The organism is Microbacterium lacusdiani, assembly GCF_054779895.1.
The window spans coordinates 178,036-192,685 of sequence record NZ_BAAGXJ010000003.1; the positions used below are offsets into that span (position 1 = coordinate 178,036).

Below are 14,650 nucleotides of genomic sequence, written 5' to 3' on the forward strand. Positions count from 1 at the left end.
GCCTTGGGTGATCGCCGAGCGGCCTAACCTGGGGATATGAGCGACCCCGTCCCCTCGCTGCGCGACATCCCCTTCACCGACGCGAACGGCGCCGAGCGCACGCTCGCCGAGTTCGACGGCCCCGTCCTCGTGGTCAATGTGGCGTCGAAGTGCGGCCTGACGCCGCAGTACGAGCAGCTCGAGCAGCTTCAGCGCACGTACGGCGACCGCGGCTTCACCGTGCTCGGGTTCCCCTGCAACCAGTTCATGGGCCAGGAGCCCGGCTCGATCGAGGAGATCCTCGACTACTGCGCCATGACGTGGGGCGTCTCGTTCCCCGTCAACGACAAGATCAAGGTGAACGGGCCGAACGCGCACCCGCTCTACAAGGCGCTCAAGAAGACCGCGGACCACGGCGGCAAAGCGGGGCGGGTCGCGTGGAACTTCGAGAAGTTCCTGGTGCTCCCGGACGGCACCGTCCAGCGCTTCCGCCCGCCGCAGAAGCCGGACGACCCCGAGATCGTCGCCGCGATCGAGAAGGCGCTGAGCTAGCTCGCGGGCTGCTCGCCGCGGTGCTCGCCCCAGACCTGGCGGGCGACCTGGGCGAAGGCCTCGGGCGGCTGGGCGCCGCTGACGCCGTACTTGCCGTCGATCACGAAGAACGGCACGCCGTTGATGCCGAACGCGCGGGCCTGGGCCTGGTCCTGACGGACGGCGGGCAGGTAGTGGTCGCTCTCGAGCGCGTCGCGTGCGGCGTCGGCGTCGAGGCCCACCTCGCCCGCGAGCTCGACCAGCTCGTCGACGCGGCCCACGTGCCGGCCCTCGACGAAGTACGCCGACATCAGCCGCTCGGTCATCTCGACCTGGCGGCCGTGCTCCTTCGCGAAGTGGATGAGCTCGTGCGCCTTGACCGTGTTGGTGTGCTGCTGCAGGTCGAAGCGGTAGTGCAGGCCCGCCTGCTGCTCGGCGATCTTCGCCACGCGGTCGTTCATCTGCTTGGCCTGCTCGCGCGTGATGCCCTTGTGCTGCGCCAGGAAGTCCTCGCTCGAGCCGTGGAAGTCGACCGGCGTGTCGGGCGACAGCTCGAACGAGTGATACGTGATCTCCACCTGCGGCGCGTCCGCGTCGCCCGCCAGCGAGGCCAGCCCGTTCTCGAGGTTGCGCTTGCCGATGTAGCACCAGGGGCAGGCGATGTCGCTCCAGATGTCGATCCGGATGGGCGCGGGGGTCGAGGCGTCGGTCACGGCGTCCTCAACGCGTCGCGCCGGCGGCGTATTCCGCGCGGGTCATGAACCGGCGGCCGCGTCGGGCGCGTCGGGCGCATCCACCGCTCCGCCGAACCGTCGCTCGCGGCCGAGGTAGAGGTCGATCGCGCGCCAGAGGTCCGCGCGGCTGAAGTCGGGCCACAGCGTGTCGAGGAACACCATCTCGGCGTACGCCGCCTGCCACAGCAGGAAGTTGGAGGTGCGCTGCTCGCCGCTCGAGCGGACGAACAGGTCGACGTCGGGCATGTCCGGCACGTAGAAGTGCCGCCGCAGCGTCTTCTCGGTGATGCCCGAGGGCTTCAGCCGTCCCGCGGCGACGTCCTCCGCGACCGCGCGCACGGCGTCGAGGATCTCGTTGCGGCCGCCGTAGTTGATGCACATCGTGAGCGTCAGCACGTCGTTCCCGGCCGTCAGCCGCTCCGCGTACCGGAGCTCCTTGATCACCGAGCCCCACAGGCGCGGCGTGCGGCCCGCCCACCGGATGCGCACGCCCCATTCGTTCAGCTGGTCGCGTCGGCGGTGCAGGACGTCGCGGTTGTAGCCCATCAGGAAGCGCACCTCGTCGGGCGAGCGCCGCCAGTTCTCGGTCGAGAAGGCATACACCGACAGGTGCTTCACGCCGGCCTGGATGGCCCCCGCGACCACGTCGAGGAGCACCTCCTCCCCCGCCTTGTGCCCCTCGATCCGGGACAGCCCACGGCGGTTCGCCCAGCGGCCGTTGCCGTCCATCACGATCGCGACGTGCCCGGGCGCGTCCCTGCCGTAGTCCGGCGCCTGCAGGCCCGTCCAGTCGATCGGTCGGTACGGCACCGCGTCGCGATGCGTGTAGGGCTTCGGGGTCATCGCCGTCCTCTGTCGGGCAGACCGCGGGTCTGCGAGAGAGCGCGGATGCCGCGCTCCATGGTCCACTGCACGTACGCCGACACGAGGCCGGACGCCTGATCCGCGTCGCGCGGCGAGGCCGCCTCCACGACCTGCCAGTCGCCCGCCAGGAGCGCCCGCAGCAGCGCGAGCACCGACGCGCTGACGCGCGGCGTGCCGGCCGGGGCGCAGCGCGCGCAGACCGTGCCGCCCAGCTGCGCGAGGAACGTCTCGTGAGGTCCGCGCGCGCCGCAGCGCCCGCAGTCCTCGAGCGCCGGCGCCCATCCCGCGAGCGACAGCGCGCGCAGGAGGTACGAGTCGAGCGTGCCGCGCGGCGCGTGCTCGCCGCGGGACAGGGAGCGCAGCGCGCCGACGAGCAGGTAGTACTGGTTCGGCGCCGCCTCGTCGTGCGTGAGCCGGTCGGCCGCCTCGACCATCGCGCTGGCCGCCGTGTAGCGGTCGTAGTCGGCAGCGATGTCGGCACCGTAGGTGCCGAGCGACTCGGCCTGCTGCACGATGTCGAGCGAGCGCCCCTCATACAGCTGCACGTCCGCCACCATGAACGGCTCGAGCCGCGCGCCGAACTTCGACGACGTGCGGCGCACGCCCTTCGCGACCGCGCGGACCTTGCCGTGGCCGCGGCTCAGCATCGTGACGATCCGGTCGGCCTCGCCCAGCTTGTGGGTGCGCAGCACGACGGCTTCGTCTCGATAGGTGGGCACCATCCAAGTATCCGCCGCGCGACCTCCGAATCGGCTCAGGCGCGGCTCCTCTCCCCGACCGCCGGCGCCGGATGCCACGATGGGAGGCGTGACCGCCCCGACCTTCGTCCTGCCCCTGTGGGCCGACCTCGTGGCCGTCGGCGTCGGCGGGGTGCAGGGCGCGGTCTTCGCGTCGGGCTTCCAGGGCCAGCGGCGCCTCGACCTGCTCGGCGTCGCGCTGATCGGGATCATCGTGGGGCTGGGCGGCGGCCTGATCCGCGACATCCTGCTGGGGGTCACCCCCGCCGCGATGCAGTCGAACTGGTACCTGCCGACCGCCGTCCTCGCCTCGCTGGCCGGGATGCTGCTGGCCGGCCTGTTCCAGCGGCTCAACAGGCTCATCGTGGCGCTCGACGCCGTGCTGATCGGGCTGTACGGCGCGTTCGGCACGAGCAAGGCCCTCGCCGCCGGCCTGCCGATCGTGCCGTCGATCTTCATCGGAGCGCTCGCCGCGGTCGGCGGCGGCGTCGCGCGCGACATCGCGATGGGCCTGCCCATCGCGATCATGCACGTGGGCTCGCTGTACGCCGTCGCCGCCGCCGCGGGATGCACCGTGCTGGGCGTGAGCTACGGGCTCGGGCTCCCCATCGTGCCCGCCGCCGTGGCGGGCATCGTCGTCACCACGGTCATCCGCCTGCTCGCCGTGATCTTCGACGTCTCCCTGCCGGAGCAGCGCAGGATCCACCGCCGCCGCGTGCTGCTGGAGACCTCGGCCATCCCGGTCATCTCATCCGAGATGCTCGCGCAGGCCGAGGCCGCCGCTGAGCGCGCGGAGGAGGCCGCCGAGCAGGCTCAAGCCGCGGCGGAGCAGGCCGGGGAGGCCGCCGGCGACGACGACCTCCCCGATCGCTGAGCATCCGGCCGGGAGGGCTCAGACCGCGGCGAGCTCAGGCTTGCGGGCCCGGATCGAGCGGTTGACGCCCGACACGATCGCCTTCAGCGACGCTGTCGAGATGTCGCCGTCGATGCCGACGCCCCACAGGCGCTCGCCGTCGACCTGCAGCTCCACGTAGGCGGCCGCCTCCGCGTCGCCGGACGCGCTCAGGGTGTGCTCCACGTAGTCGTACAGCGTCACGTCGATGCCCTGCTCGCGCAGCACTCCGAGGAACGCCGCGATCGGGCCGTTGCCGTGCCCGGACAGCTCGATGCGCTCGTCGCCGTCGCGCAGCACGACCTCGAGCGCCACGTTCCCGTCCAGGTGGCTGCGCGTGCTCGTGCCGAGGATCTCGAAGCGGCCCCAGCGGGCCTCCTCGTGCTTCGACGGCAGGTACTCGTCCTGGAAGATCTCCCAGATCTGGTCGCTCGTGACCTCGCCGCCCTCGGCGTCGGTCTTGGCCTGCACGACGCCCGAGAACTCGATCTGCAGCTTGCGCGGCAGGTCCAGTGCGTGGTCGGTCTTCAGCAGGTAGGCGACGCCGCCCTTGCCCGACTGCGAGTTGACGCGGATGACCGCCTCGTACGAGCGCCCCAGGTCCTTCGGGTCGATCGGCAGGTACGGCACGGCCCACTCGATGTCGTCGACCGTGACGCCCTCGGCGGCGGCCGTCGCGGCCATCGCCTCGAAGCCCTTCTTGATCGCGTCCTGGTGCGAGCCGCTGAACGCGGTGAACACCAGGTCGCCGGCCCACGGGCTGCGCTCGGGCACCGGCAGCTGGTTGCAGTACTCGACCGTGCGCTTGACGTGGTCGATGTCGCTGAAGTCGATCTCGGGGTCGATGCCCTGCGTGAACAGGTTGACGCCCAGCGCCACCAGGTCGACGTTGCCCGTGCGCTCGCCGTTGCCGAACAGGCAGCCCTCGATGCGATCGGCCCCGGCCATGTAGCCCAGCTCCGCCGCGGCCACCGCCGTGCCGCGGTCGTTGTGCGGGTGCAGCGAGATGATCACGTTCTCGCGGTGGTTCAGGTGGCGGCCCATCCACTCGATCGAGTCGGCGTAGACGTTGGGCGTGGCCATCTCGACGGTCGCGGGCAGGTTGATGATCACCTTCCGCTCCGGCGTCGGCTCGAACACCTCCAGGACCTGGTTGCAGACGTCGACCGCGAACTCCAGCTCGGTGCCGGTGTAGCTCTCGGGCGAGTACTCGTAGTAGACCGCGGTCTCGGGCACGGTCTGCTCGTACTTGCGGCACAGCCGCGCGCCCTCGAGCGCGATGTCGACGATGCCCTGCTTGTCGGTGCGGAACACGACGTCGCGCTGCAGCACGCTCGTCGAGTTGTACAGGTGCACGATCGCCTGCTTGGCGCCCTTGATCGCCTCGTACGTGCGGGCGATCAGGTGCTCGCGCGCCTGCGTCAGGACCTGGATCGTGACGTCGTCGGGGATCAGGTCCTCGTCGATCAGCTGGCGCACGAAGTCGAAGTCGGTCTGGCTGGCCGACGGGAAGCCGACCTCGATCTCCTTGTAGCCCATCTTCACGAGCAGCTCGAACATGATCCGCTTGCGCTCGGGGCTCATCGGGTCGATCAGCGCCTGGTTGCCGTCGCGCAGATCGACCGCGCACCAGCGCGGGGCCTTCTCGATGCGCTTCGCCGGCCAGGTGCGGTCGGGCAGATCGACGCGGATCTGCTCGTGGTACGGGCGGTACTTGTGCACCGGCATGCCGCTGGGCTTCTGGGTGTTCTCCATGGGGTGTCGCTCTTCCGGTTCGTCGTTGTGTGTCGGGCCACGACGATCTCCGCGACGAGGAGGCCCTAGATCGAGGTCTCGTCGCGGCGGCTAAGGAGAAGGAGCCCACCGAGGCGCATGGAACGAGGGTAGCACGCAGATTGCGTCATCAGGAGTCCGCCGGGTCGACCCCACAGGCCCGGCGACCGTGCAGGATGCTCAGTGTGAGACGATCCCGCGCCGGGCGACACTCCTGGGTATGAGCACCGTCCTGCGCCGCGCGACCGCCTCCGCGGCGGCCATCGCCGCCCTCGCCGCCCTCGCCCTCCTCGCCTCGTGCGCCACGCCGCGCGACGACGCGCCGGCGCCCGGCGCCGAGCCGCCCCGCTTCGGCGACGTCGAGCCCGGGCCTCCCGAGCGCGACGTGCTCGCGACCGGCACCGTGATGGACAAGCCGCTCGACGCGGGAGGCCGGTCCGTCGAGCTGTGCCTGGGCGCCGTCGCCGAGTCCTACCCGCCCCAGTGCGGCGGCATCCCGATCGTCGGGTGGGACTGGGACGCGGTCGAGGGCGAGGAGACCGCCTCCGACCACACCTGGGGCGCGTACGCCGTGACCGGCCGCTACGACGGGGAGACGTTCACGCCCACGGCCGATCCCGTGCTGCTGGCGCTGTTCGATCCGATGGCGCCCGAGGACCCCACCGGCGGACGCCCCGGGACCACGCCCGAGGACGAGCTCGCCGAGATCCAGCAGACCGTCATGGACCGCCTCGCGGACCACGAGACGATGCTCGGCTCCTACACGCAGGACGGCTACGTCTGGGTCGAGGTGATGTGGGACGACGGCACGTACCAGGAGGCCGCGGACGCCGAGTTCGGCGACGGCGTCGTGATCGTCCAGTCGGTGCTGAAGCCCGCGCCCTAGAACCCCAGGCGGCCCAGCTGCTTGGGGTCGCGCTGCCACTCCTTGGCGACGCGCACGTGGAGCTTCAGGAAGACCCGGGTCCCCACGAGCGGCTCGATCTGCGCGCGGGCGCGCGCGCCGACGTCGCGGAGGCGCGAACCCTTGTGCCCGATGATGATCGCCTTCTGGCTGTCGCGCTCGACCACGACGCTCGCGTGCACGTCGGTCAGGTCGCCGTCCTCGCGCCGCGAGATCTCGTCGACGGTCACCGCGATCGAGTGCGGCAGCTCGTCGCGCACGCCCTCGAGCGCCGCCTCGCGGATGATCTCCGCCACGCGGTCCTCGGTCGACTCGTCGGTCACGACGCCCTCGGGATACAGCGGCGGGCCCTCGGGCATGAGCTGCAGCAGCTCGTCGGTCAGGACGTCGAGCTGGTCGCCCGTGAGCGAGGACAGCGGGATGACGGCGGCCCAGTCCTCGCGCAGCGCGTCCACCTCGATGAGGCGCTCCATGATGTCATCGCGCGAGGCGGCATCCGTCTTCGTCACGATCGCGACCTTCTTGGCGCGCGGGTACCCGTCGAGCGACTCGGCGATGCGGCGGTCGCCCGGTCCCACCTTCTCGGTCGCAGGCGCGCAGAACGCGATCACGTCGACGTCGCCCAGCACCTGCTCCACCAGGTCGTTCAGGCGCTGGCCGAGCAGCGTGCGCGGCTTGTGGATGCCCGGCGTGTCCACGACGACCAGCTGGCCGGTCGGGCGGTTCAGGATGCCGCGGATCGCGCGCCGCGTGGTCTGCGGCTTCTCGCTCGTGATCGCGACCTTCTCGCCGACCAGGGCGTTCATCAGCGTCGACTTGCCGACGTTCGGCCGTCCCACGAACGTCACGAATCCGGACCGGGTCGCGTCAGCCATCGTTGTCTCTCTCCCTGTACTCCTCCATGGCCCGCAGCGCCTCGCCGCGTTCCACGAAGACCGTGTTGATGCCGCGGCCGCGCCCCCGCGACGTGCCGCCCGTGAGCACGATGCCCGCGACCTCGGCGACGTCGCCGGGCTGCGGCACGCGTCCGAGCGCCTTGCCGAGCAGGCCGCCGATCGAGTCCACTTCCTCGTCCTCGAGCTCGACGTCGAACAGGTCGCCGACCTCGTCGAGCGACAGCCGCGAGCTGACGCGGTAGCGACCGGGCGCCACCTCGACGACCTCCTTCGACGGGGCGTCGTACTCGTCTGCGATCTCGCCCACGAGCTCCTCGATGAGGTCCTCGAGCGTGACGAGCCCCGCGATGCCGCCGTACTCGTCCACGACGAGGCACACGTGCACGGCGTCCCGCTTCATCTGCTGCAGCAGGGTCTCGGCGCGCATCTGCTCGGGCACGAACACGGCCGGGCGGGCGATCGCCCGGATGCCGGACTCGCGCCACGCGCCCGAGTCGGGCAGGCCCGCGGCGTCGCGGAAGCCGAACTGCACGACGTCCTTCAGGTACAGCACGCCGATGACGTCGTCGACCTCGCCGTCGACGACCGGCATGCGCGAGATGCCGCGATCGAGGAAGATCCGCATGGCGTCGCGGATCGTGGCGTCCGCCTCGACCGTGACCATCTCGGTGCGCGGCACCATGACGGCGCGCACGACCTGGTCCGTGAAGTCGAACACCGAGTGGATGAGCGCGCGGTCGTCGGCCTCGATGACGTCCTGCGACGCGGCCTCGTCGACGATGCTGAGGAGCTGCTCCTCGGACTCGAAGCTGCGGCGCCCGCCGCCGGGCGTGACGCGGCTGCCGAACGCCGCGAGGGCGGTCGAGATCGGGCCCAGCACGATCATGGCCCCGCGGACGAGGGGCGCCAGGAGCGGGAGCAGCGTGGACGCGTACCGGCGCCCGAACGACGCGGGGCTCGAGGACACCGCGACGTAGGAGACCCCCGTCATGATGAGCGCCGCGACCAGCAGCGCCCACCAGATGCTGTCGAGGAGCAGTGCGAAGGCGGCGGTGACGAGCACCGCGGCGGCCGTCTCGGCGAACACCCGCACGAACACGACGACGCCGGCGTGGCGATCCGGATCCGCCGCGATGCGCCCGAGGGCCCGGGCGTTCCGTCCCTCCGCCGCGAGGTCGACGAGGTCGCCGCGGGACGTCACCCCGAGCGCCGCGTCGACGGCCGACATCACACCCGCCAGCAGGATGAGCAGGAACGCGGCGCCGATCAGCAGCGCGGCGAGCAGGCCGACGAGATCGGGACTGAGTGCGTCGGTCATTCGGGCGCGTCGGTCACTTCGCGCCGCGGCGGCGCTCGGAGGCGGCGAACGCCGCGATGAGCTCGCGCTGCAGGCCGAACATCTCGCGCTCCTCGTCCGGCTCGGCATGGTCGTAGCCGAGCAGGTGGAGCAGGCCGTGCGTGGTGAGCAGGATCAGCTCGTCCATCGTCGAGTGGCCGGCGGTCTCGGCCTGCGCCTCCGCGACCTGCGGGCACAGCACGATGTCGCCGAGCAGCCCGGGCGGCGTGGGCTGGTCCTCGGTGCCCGGCCGCAGCTCGTCCATCGGGAAGCTCAGCACGTCGGTCGGGCCCGGCTCGTCCATCCACTGCAGGTGCAGCTGCTCCATGGCGCCCTCGTCCACCAGGACGATCGCCACGTCCGCGTCGGGCGACACGTGCAGCGCGGCCAGGTTCTCCTGCGTGAGGCGCAGCAGCACCGACTCGTCGATCTCGACGGCGGACTCGTTGTTGATGTCGATCACGATCGTCCTCGCTTGGGCGTGCGGTCTCGGGGGCCGGTCGCCCGCGAGGCCTTCGGGAAGTTCGCGGCGCGTCGCTCGGCCCGGTTGGCGAACTCGGCGGCCTCGTCGCGCTCGTGACGCGCGGCGAGGCGGCGCTCGTCGTACTCGCTGTACGCGTCCACGATGCGGCCCACCAGCGAGTGCCGCACCACGTCGTCGCTCGTCAGGCGCGCGAAGTGGATGTCGTCGATCCCCTCCAGCACGCGCGTCACGAGGCGCAGGCCCGACGCGCCCTGCGGCAGGTCGACCTGGGTGATGTCGCCGGTGACGACCATCTTGGTGCCGAAGCCGAGACGCGTCAGGAACATCTTCATCTGCTCGGGCGTGGTGTTCTGCGCCTCGTCGAGCACGACGAACGAGTTGTTGAGCGTGCGGCCGCGCATGTACGCGAGCGGCGCGACCTCGATCGTGCCCGTCGCCATGAGCTTGGGCACGAGTTCGGGGTCCATCATCTCGTTCAGAGCGTCGTACAGCGGGCGCAGGTACGGGTCGATCTTGTCGGTGAGGGTGCCGGGCAGGAAGCCGAGCCGCTCGCCCGCCTCGACCGCCGGGCGGGTCAGGATGATCCGGTCGACCTCGCGCCGCTGCAGCGCCTGCACGGCCTTCGCCATCGCCAGGTAGGTCTTGCCCGTTCCGGCGGGGCCGATCCCGAACACGATCGTGTTCTGATCGATCGCGTCGATGTAGTCCTTCTGACCCACGGTCTTGGGTCGGATGGTCTTGCCGCGGCTCGACAGGATCGCCTCGCCCATGACCTCGCTCGGCCGCGGGCCGGACTCGTCGCGCATCATGCGCGCCGAGCTCGCCACGTCGGCCTCGCCGAGCGCATGCCCGGCCTTGGTCATCTGGAGCAGCTCGTCGACCAGCGCGCGCGCCGCGCGCACGTCGGCCTCCGCCCCGCGCAGCGTGATCTCGTTGCCGCGCACGTGGACGTCGACATCCGGGTGCGCGCTCTCGACCATCCGGAGCAGGCGGTCCTGCGGGCCGAGCAGCTGCACCATCGCGACTCCGTCGGCGGTCACGGTCTCCGTGTGAAGGTCACTCACCGACGAGGCTTCTCTCTCCCAGGCCGCCCGCGAGCACGTGCGCATGAACGTGGAACACGGTCTGGCCCGCGCCCGACCCGGAGTTGAACAGCAGGCGGAAGTCGCCGTCGGCGTGCTCGGATGCGAGGCCCTTCGCCACGGACACCATCTCGGCCAGCAGCTCGGGGTCCCCCGCGGCGAGCTCCGCGACGTCGCGGTACTCCTGCGTCTTCGGGATCACCAGCAGGTGCAGCGGCGCCTGCGGCGCGATGTCCTTGATGGCGAAGACCCGCTCGGTCTCGGCCACGATCTCGCCGGGGATGTCGCCCTGCAGGATGCGGGTGAAGATCGAGGGATCGCTCATGGACCTCAGTCTATGCGCGCGCCCCTCACCCGACCCGGGGGCTTGACCCGCGTCGCGGGTCACCAGCGGCCCAGGCGCGCGTTCACGAGTGCGAGCGCCGCGGGCCCGGCGGTGGACGTGCGCAGCACCGTGTCGCCGAGCCGGACACGCACGGCGCCGGCGGCCTCCAGCCGGTCCAGCTCCTCCGGGGAGATGCCGCCCTCGGGACCGACCACGAGCACGATGGATGCGGCGTCTCCGAGATCCACTGCCGTCAGACGGGTCTCGGCGGTGGGCTCGAGGACCAGGACGCGCTCGCCGGCCGCGCGCGCCGCGAGGGCCCCGGTCGTCGCGACCGGCACGACCTCCGGCAGCCACGCGCGGTGGGCCTGCTTGGCCGCCTCGCGCACGATGGCGGCCCAGCGGACGCGCCCCTTCTCGGCCTTGGGCCCCTCCCAGCGCGACACGCTGCGGGCCGCCTGCCACGGCACGATCTCGTCGGCGCCGAGCTCGGTCGCGGCCTGGACCGCGAGCTCGTCGCGGTCGCCCTTCGCCAGGGCCTGCGCGAGCACCAGGCGCGGCCGCGGCGCGTCCTCGTCGCGGCGGGTGGCGATCCGGACGACGACCTCGCGCGGCTCGACGCTCTCGGCCTCGCCCTCGAGCCACGCGCCCCGGCCGTCCGTCACGGTGACCGCCTCGCCGACGCGCACGCGGCGCACGGCGGCGGCGTGATGCGCCTCGGCGCCCGTCAGTGTGACCGCGTCGCCGACGCGGGCGGCCCCGGCCGTCTCGTCGATGAAGTGCAGGGCCACGCGTCAGCCCCGGAACCGGTCGCGCAGCTTGGAGAACAGGCCCTGCTGGAACTCCGCCAGGCGCGGCTTCGGCGCCTTGGTGCGCTTCGCGAGCTCCTCCACCAGCGCCCGCTCCTTGGCGTCCAGTCGCGTCGGCGTGACGACGTGTATCCCGACCCGCAGGTCGCCGCGCTGCGAGGACCGGAGCCCCGTGATGCCGCGGTTCTTGACCGTCAGCACCTCCCCGGCCTGGATGCCGGGCCGCAGCTCGAGCTCGACCGGGCCGTCCAGCGCCTCGATGGTCGTGGTGGCGCCCAGGATGGCGTCGGTCATCGACACCTCGAGCGTCGCGAGCAGGTCGTCGCCGTCGCGGCTGAAGACCGGGTGCGGCGACACCTGGACCTCGATGTAGAGGTCGCCGTTGGGGCCGCCCGCCGGGCCGACCTCGCCCGAGCCGGGCAGCTGCAGGCGCAGGCCGGTCTCGACGCCGGCCGGGATGTCGACCGACACGGTGCGGCGCGAGCGCACCCGGCCCTGGCCGTGGCAGGTCGTGCACGGGTCGGGGATGGTCGCGCCGTAGCCCTGGCACGCGCCGCACGGCTGCTGCGTCACGACGTTGCCGAGGAGGCTGCGCACCTGGCGCTGGATGAAGCCCGAGCCGCCGCAGATCTCGCAACGCGCCGGACCCGTGCCCGGCTGGCAGCACGAGCCCTGGCACGTCTCGCACAGCACGGCCGTGTCGACCTCGAGGTCCCGGTGCACGCCGAAGACGACGTCGCCGAGCTCGAGCGTGACGCGCACGAGCGCGTCCTGGCCGCGCTCGCGGCGCGAACGGGGACGTCCCGCGCGGCCGCCGCCGGCGCCCGCGCCGAAGAACGTCTCGAAGATGTCGCTGAAGCCGCCGAACCCGCCCGCGCCTCCGAACGGGCTCTCGTCGCCGCCCTTGTCGTAGCGGCGGCGCTTCTCGTCGTCGCTCAGCACCTCGTACGCGTGCGTCACCAGCTTGAAGCGCTCCGCGGCGTCCTCGCTGGGGTTGACGTCGGGATGCAGCTGGCGCGCCAGCTTGCGATACGCCTTCTTGATGTCGTCGGACGTCGCCTCGCGCGACACCCCGAGAACCTCGTAGTGGTCAGCCACACTCGCCTTTCATGGTCGCGCGTCGTCTGCCGCGCGCTCCCGCGTGATGAATCGGCGCCGCCTAGCGGCGGCCCTCGTCCTCGTCCAGCAGCCGCGACAGGTACCGCGCCACCGCGCGGGCCGCCGACAGGTTGCTGGGGTAGTCCATGCGCGTCGGGCCCATGAGCCCCACGCGCGCGCGGCCCACGCCCGCGTCGTAGTCGCTCGCGATGATCGACGCCTCGGCCAGCCCGAACTCGTCGTTCTCGCGGCCGATGCTCGCCGACAGGCCGTGCTCGTCCGCCACCATCTCAGACATCAGCCGCAGCAGTGTGACCTGCTCCTCGATGGCCTCGAGCAGCGGGTGGATGCTGCCGCGGAAGTCCTGCTCCCGCTTCGCCAGGGTCGCCGCCCCGGCCATCACGAGGCGGTTCTCGCGGAACTCGTCGAGCTCCTCCCCCACGACGGCTGCGAGCGTCAGCAGCGCGTCGTCGCGGCGGCCGCGCTCCGCCGGCGCCTGCGCCCGCAGCGCCTCGATCCGCTCGGAGCCGTCGCCCACCGAGCGCCCCGTGACGAGCGACGCGAGCTGCGCGCGCAGCACCGCGACGTCGTCCTCGTGCACGCCGCTCGGCGTCGCCGTGAGGCGCTGCGAGACCCGGCCCGTGTCGGTCACGATGATCACAAGCATCCGGATGTCGTCGAGCCGCACCAGCTCCACGTGGGTGACGTTCGCGGACGCGAAGGACGGGTACTGCACGAGCGCGACCTGCCCCGTCAGCTGCGTGAGCACGCGCACGGTGCGCGAGAGCAGGTCGTCCAGGTCCGAGGGGTCGGCCAGGAACGTCGAGATGGCCGAGCGCTGCGCCTGGGACAGGGGCCGCAGCTCGGCCAGGTGGTCGACGAAGACGCGGTAGCCCTTGTCGGTCGGCACGCGGCCCGAAGACGTGTGCGGGGCGGTGATCAGCTCCTCGTCCTCGAGCAGCGCCATGTCGTTGCGGATGGTGGCCGCGGAGACGCCGAACGCGTGGCGCTCGACGATCGACTTGCTGCCCACCGGCTCGTGCGTGTCGACGTAGTCCTGCACGATGGCGCGGAGCACCTTCAGCCCACGTTCCGTGACCATGCCGCACCTCCCGACGTCGCCTGGCACTCGCTCGTTCTGAGTGCCAATTCTAGCGAGCACGACGCCGGATCGGCTGAGCACCGCTCGCAGGACCCGCTCGCGCCGATAGTGCGCCGCCGTGACGCGCGGAGAAATCCACCGCGGAGGCCGCTGTCCCGCTCATCCGTCCGAGATCGTGGATATCTCCTCGAGGTGAGGATGAGGGGCGTTGCTTCGCGCCCAGCGGGCAAGGGCTTGCAGAAGTGCGTCCAACCGGTCCAGCCACGGCTCGGCGAAGGTCTCCTGCTGGCGGCGCCGAAAGATTTCGTCGAAGGAGACCCACTCCGCTGCGGCAACCTCCGCCGGGTCCAGGACGACGGGCACATCCACGCCCAGCGACACCGCATAGAGATCCACGAAGGCGGAGATCTCCCGGTGCCGACCGATGAAAGTCAGCTGGGACGGAGGCGCCAGGATGCCTGTCTCCTCGTGCAGTTCTCGCGAGGCAGCCTGGGCGCTCGACTCCCCGGCCAGGGCGCTCCCGCCCGGGAACTCCCATGTCAAGGGGTGCTCGGCTTTGGACGCAGCCCGGCGCGTGAGAAGCACCCGTCCATCGGCGCGCAGCACACACGTCGCGGCGACGAGATGAGTCGTTCCCTCGGGAAGCACGTCTCCCCGGCGCACCCGCGCTCCCGTCGGGCGGCCGTCCCCGTCCCTCAGATCCCACATCTCGGGGGCATTCATCCAGTCAGCATGTCATCCCGTATCAGGGACGCGCGGCGCGGGCTCCTCAGAGCATGAACACCACGCTGTCCGGCATCACCGGCAATCCCACCGTCAAGCTCGTGCTCACGATCGCGGGCTACATCCTGGGCGTCGCGGCCGGCGTCACCGCCGTCGTCGTCGGGATCATGCGCTCCGAGGCCGGCTTCATCGTCATCGGCGTCGCCTTCCTCGCCGCCGTCGCGGTCGCCTTCATCGCGGGCGCCACCGCGACGCCGCACGCGTCGCTCCAGCCCTCGTACGGCGGAAAGTTCGTGCCGCCCGACTGGGCCTGGTACGTCGCGGCGGGCATCCTCGTCGTCGGCCTCGTGGCCGGCGGCATCCTGCTGGCACTCTGAGAGA

The 14,650-nt window shown here is 71.6% G+C and carries 17 protein-coding genes; 4 read left to right on the forward strand and 13 right to left on the reverse strand.

Features of this window, described 5'->3' with window-relative positions:
• Positions 1 to 36: 36 nt before the first annotated feature.
• On the forward strand, positions 37 to 531 hold the full coding sequence (locus ACYVGN_RS02955) for a glutathione peroxidase (protein ID WP_460788667.1): 495 nt from the start codon (positions 37 to 39) through the stop codon (positions 529 to 531).
• On the opposite strand, the gene ACYVGN_RS02960 is transcribed toward ACYVGN_RS02955, so the two are convergent.
• From ACYVGN_RS02960 to recO, 3 genes are read right to left on the reverse strand one after another with little or no spacing between them, the layout of a single operon-like run.
• Positions 528 to 1,223: a DsbA family oxidoreductase gene (locus ACYVGN_RS02960; protein WP_460788668.1), complete on the reverse strand. Its 696-nt coding sequence runs from the start codon at positions 1,221 to 1,223 to the stop codon at positions 528 to 530. The two genes, ACYVGN_RS02955 and ACYVGN_RS02960, sit on opposite strands and share 4 nt — an antisense overlap.
• A gap of 42 nt (positions 1,224 to 1,265) precedes the next feature.
• Positions 1,266 to 2,087 carry an isoprenyl transferase gene (locus tag ACYVGN_RS02965; protein ID WP_055988738.1) on the reverse strand — a complete coding sequence of 274 codons (822 nt, stop codon included), beginning with the start codon at positions 2,085 to 2,087 and terminating at the stop codon, positions 1,266 to 1,268.
• Complete coding sequence (gene recO, locus ACYVGN_RS02970; RefSeq protein ID WP_055988745.1) at positions 2,084 to 2,827, reverse strand: DNA repair protein RecO; 744 nt, start codon at positions 2,825 to 2,827, stop codon at positions 2,084 to 2,086. The genes ACYVGN_RS02965 and recO overlap by 4 nt, the downstream gene beginning before the upstream one ends.
• An 88-nt stretch (positions 2,828 to 2,915) precedes the next feature.
• Between recO and ACYVGN_RS02975 the strand changes: the two genes are divergently transcribed.
• Entirely contained in the window at positions 2,916 to 3,719 is an 804-nt protein-coding gene (locus tag ACYVGN_RS02975; RefSeq protein ID WP_460788670.1) for a trimeric intracellular cation channel family protein, read from the forward strand.
• Between the two features lie 18 nt (positions 3,720 to 3,737).
• On the opposite strand, the gene leuA is transcribed toward ACYVGN_RS02975, so the two are convergent.
• On the reverse strand, positions 3,738 to 5,492 hold the full coding sequence (leuA, locus tag ACYVGN_RS02980) for a 2-isopropylmalate synthase (protein WP_460788672.1): 1,755 nt from the start codon (positions 5,490 to 5,492) through the stop codon (positions 3,738 to 3,740).
• Positions 5,493 to 5,730: 238 nt separating this feature from the next.
• Between leuA and ACYVGN_RS02985 the strand changes: the two genes are divergently transcribed.
• On the forward strand, positions 5,731 to 6,396 hold the full coding sequence (locus ACYVGN_RS02985; RefSeq protein WP_460788674.1) for a hypothetical protein: 666 nt from the start codon (positions 5,731 to 5,733) through the stop codon (positions 6,394 to 6,396).
• Here ACYVGN_RS02985 and era read toward each other — a convergent pair.
• The 9 genes from era to ACYVGN_RS03030 form a co-directional block, all read right to left on the reverse strand.
• Positions 6,393 to 7,289, reverse strand: a complete 897-nt coding sequence (gene era / locus ACYVGN_RS02990; protein WP_055988803.1) for a GTPase Era — start codon at positions 7,287 to 7,289, stop codon at positions 6,393 to 6,395. The genes ACYVGN_RS02985 and era overlap by 4 nt on opposite strands.
• Positions 7,282 to 8,595 (reverse strand): hemolysin family protein, encoded by a 1,314-nt coding sequence (locus tag ACYVGN_RS02995; RefSeq protein ID WP_460789215.1) that lies wholly within the window; start codon positions 8,593 to 8,595, stop codon positions 7,282 to 7,284. The genes era and ACYVGN_RS02995 overlap by 8 nt, the downstream gene beginning before the upstream one ends.
• Positions 8,596 to 8,641: 46 nt before the next feature.
• Positions 8,642 to 9,112 carry an rRNA maturation RNase YbeY gene (gene ybeY, locus ACYVGN_RS03000; protein WP_055988804.1) on the reverse strand — a complete coding sequence of 157 codons (471 nt, stop codon included), beginning with the start codon at positions 9,110 to 9,112 and terminating at the stop codon, positions 8,642 to 8,644.
• The gene (locus ACYVGN_RS03005; RefSeq protein WP_460789217.1) at positions 9,106 to 10,149 is read right to left on the reverse strand and encodes a PhoH family protein; all 1,044 of its coding nucleotides are present in this window, start codon (positions 10,147 to 10,149) and stop codon (positions 9,106 to 9,108) included. The genes ybeY and ACYVGN_RS03005 overlap by 7 nt, the downstream gene beginning before the upstream one ends.
• A gap of 37 nt (positions 10,150 to 10,186) precedes the next feature.
• Positions 10,187 to 10,537: an HIT domain-containing protein gene (locus ACYVGN_RS03010; protein ID WP_055988806.1), complete on the reverse strand. Its 351-nt coding sequence runs from the start codon at positions 10,535 to 10,537 to the stop codon at positions 10,187 to 10,189.
• 59 nt (positions 10,538 to 10,596) lie between these two features.
• Positions 10,597 to 11,328, reverse strand: a complete 732-nt coding sequence (locus ACYVGN_RS03015) for a 16S rRNA (uracil(1498)-N(3))-methyltransferase (RefSeq protein ID WP_460788676.1) — start codon at positions 11,326 to 11,328, stop codon at positions 10,597 to 10,599.
• Between the two features lie 3 nt (positions 11,329 to 11,331).
• A complete protein-coding gene (gene dnaJ / locus ACYVGN_RS03020) occupies positions 11,332 to 12,444 on the reverse strand; it encodes a molecular chaperone DnaJ (protein WP_460788678.1) in 1,113 nt (370 codons plus the stop codon).
• A 61-nt stretch (positions 12,445 to 12,505) separates the two neighbouring features.
• Positions 12,506 to 13,546: a heat-inducible transcriptional repressor HrcA gene (hrcA, locus tag ACYVGN_RS03025; protein ID WP_460788680.1), complete on the reverse strand. Its 1,041-nt coding sequence runs from the start codon at positions 13,544 to 13,546 to the stop codon at positions 12,506 to 12,508.
• Positions 13,547 to 13,705: 159 nt separating this feature from the next.
• On the reverse strand, positions 13,706 to 14,269 hold the full coding sequence (locus ACYVGN_RS03030; protein WP_460788681.1) for an NUDIX hydrolase: 564 nt from the start codon (positions 14,267 to 14,269) through the stop codon (positions 13,706 to 13,708).
• A 53-nt stretch (positions 14,270 to 14,322) separates the two neighbouring features.
• On the opposite strand from ACYVGN_RS03030, the gene ACYVGN_RS03035 reads away from it, so the two are divergent.
• On the forward strand, positions 14,323 to 14,646 hold the full coding sequence (locus ACYVGN_RS03035; RefSeq protein ID WP_460788683.1) for a hypothetical protein: 324 nt from the start codon (positions 14,323 to 14,325) through the stop codon (positions 14,644 to 14,646).
• Positions 14,647 to 14,650 lie beyond the last annotated feature (4 nt).

Coding starts and splice junctions, on each gene's coding strand:
- ACYVGN_RS02955 (WP_460788667.1), top strand. CDS start 37: ATGAGCGACCCCGTCCCCTCGCTGCGCGACATCCCCTTCACCGACGCG.
- ACYVGN_RS02965 (WP_055988738.1), bottom strand. CDS start 2,087: ATGACCCCGAAGCCCTACACGCATCGCGACGCGGTGCCGTACCGACCG.
- leuA (WP_460788672.1), bottom strand. CDS start 5,492: ATGGAGAACACCCAGAAGCCCAGCGGCATGCCGGTGCACAAGTACCGC.
- ACYVGN_RS02985 (WP_460788674.1), top strand. CDS start 5,731: ATGAGCACCGTCCTGCGCCGCGCGACCGCCTCCGCGGCGGCCATCGCC.
- era (WP_055988803.1), bottom strand. CDS start 7,289: ATGGCTGACGCGACCCGGTCCGGATTCGTGACGTTCGTGGGACGGCCG.
- ACYVGN_RS03005 (WP_460789217.1), bottom strand. CDS start 10,149: ATGGTGCAGCTGCTCGGCCCGCAGGACCGCCTGCTCCGGATGGTCGAG.
- ACYVGN_RS03010 (WP_055988806.1), bottom strand. CDS start 10,537: ATGAGCGATCCCTCGATCTTCACCCGCATCCTGCAGGGCGACATCCCC.
- hrcA (WP_460788680.1), bottom strand. CDS start 13,546: ATGGTCACGGAACGTGGGCTGAAGGTGCTCCGCGCCATCGTGCAGGAC.
- ACYVGN_RS03030 (WP_460788681.1), bottom strand. CDS start 14,269: ATGAATGCCCCCGAGATGTGGGATCTGAGGGACGGGGACGGCCGCCCG.
- ACYVGN_RS03035 (WP_460788683.1), top strand. CDS start 14,323: ATGAACACCACGCTGTCCGGCATCACCGGCAATCCCACCGTCAAGCTC.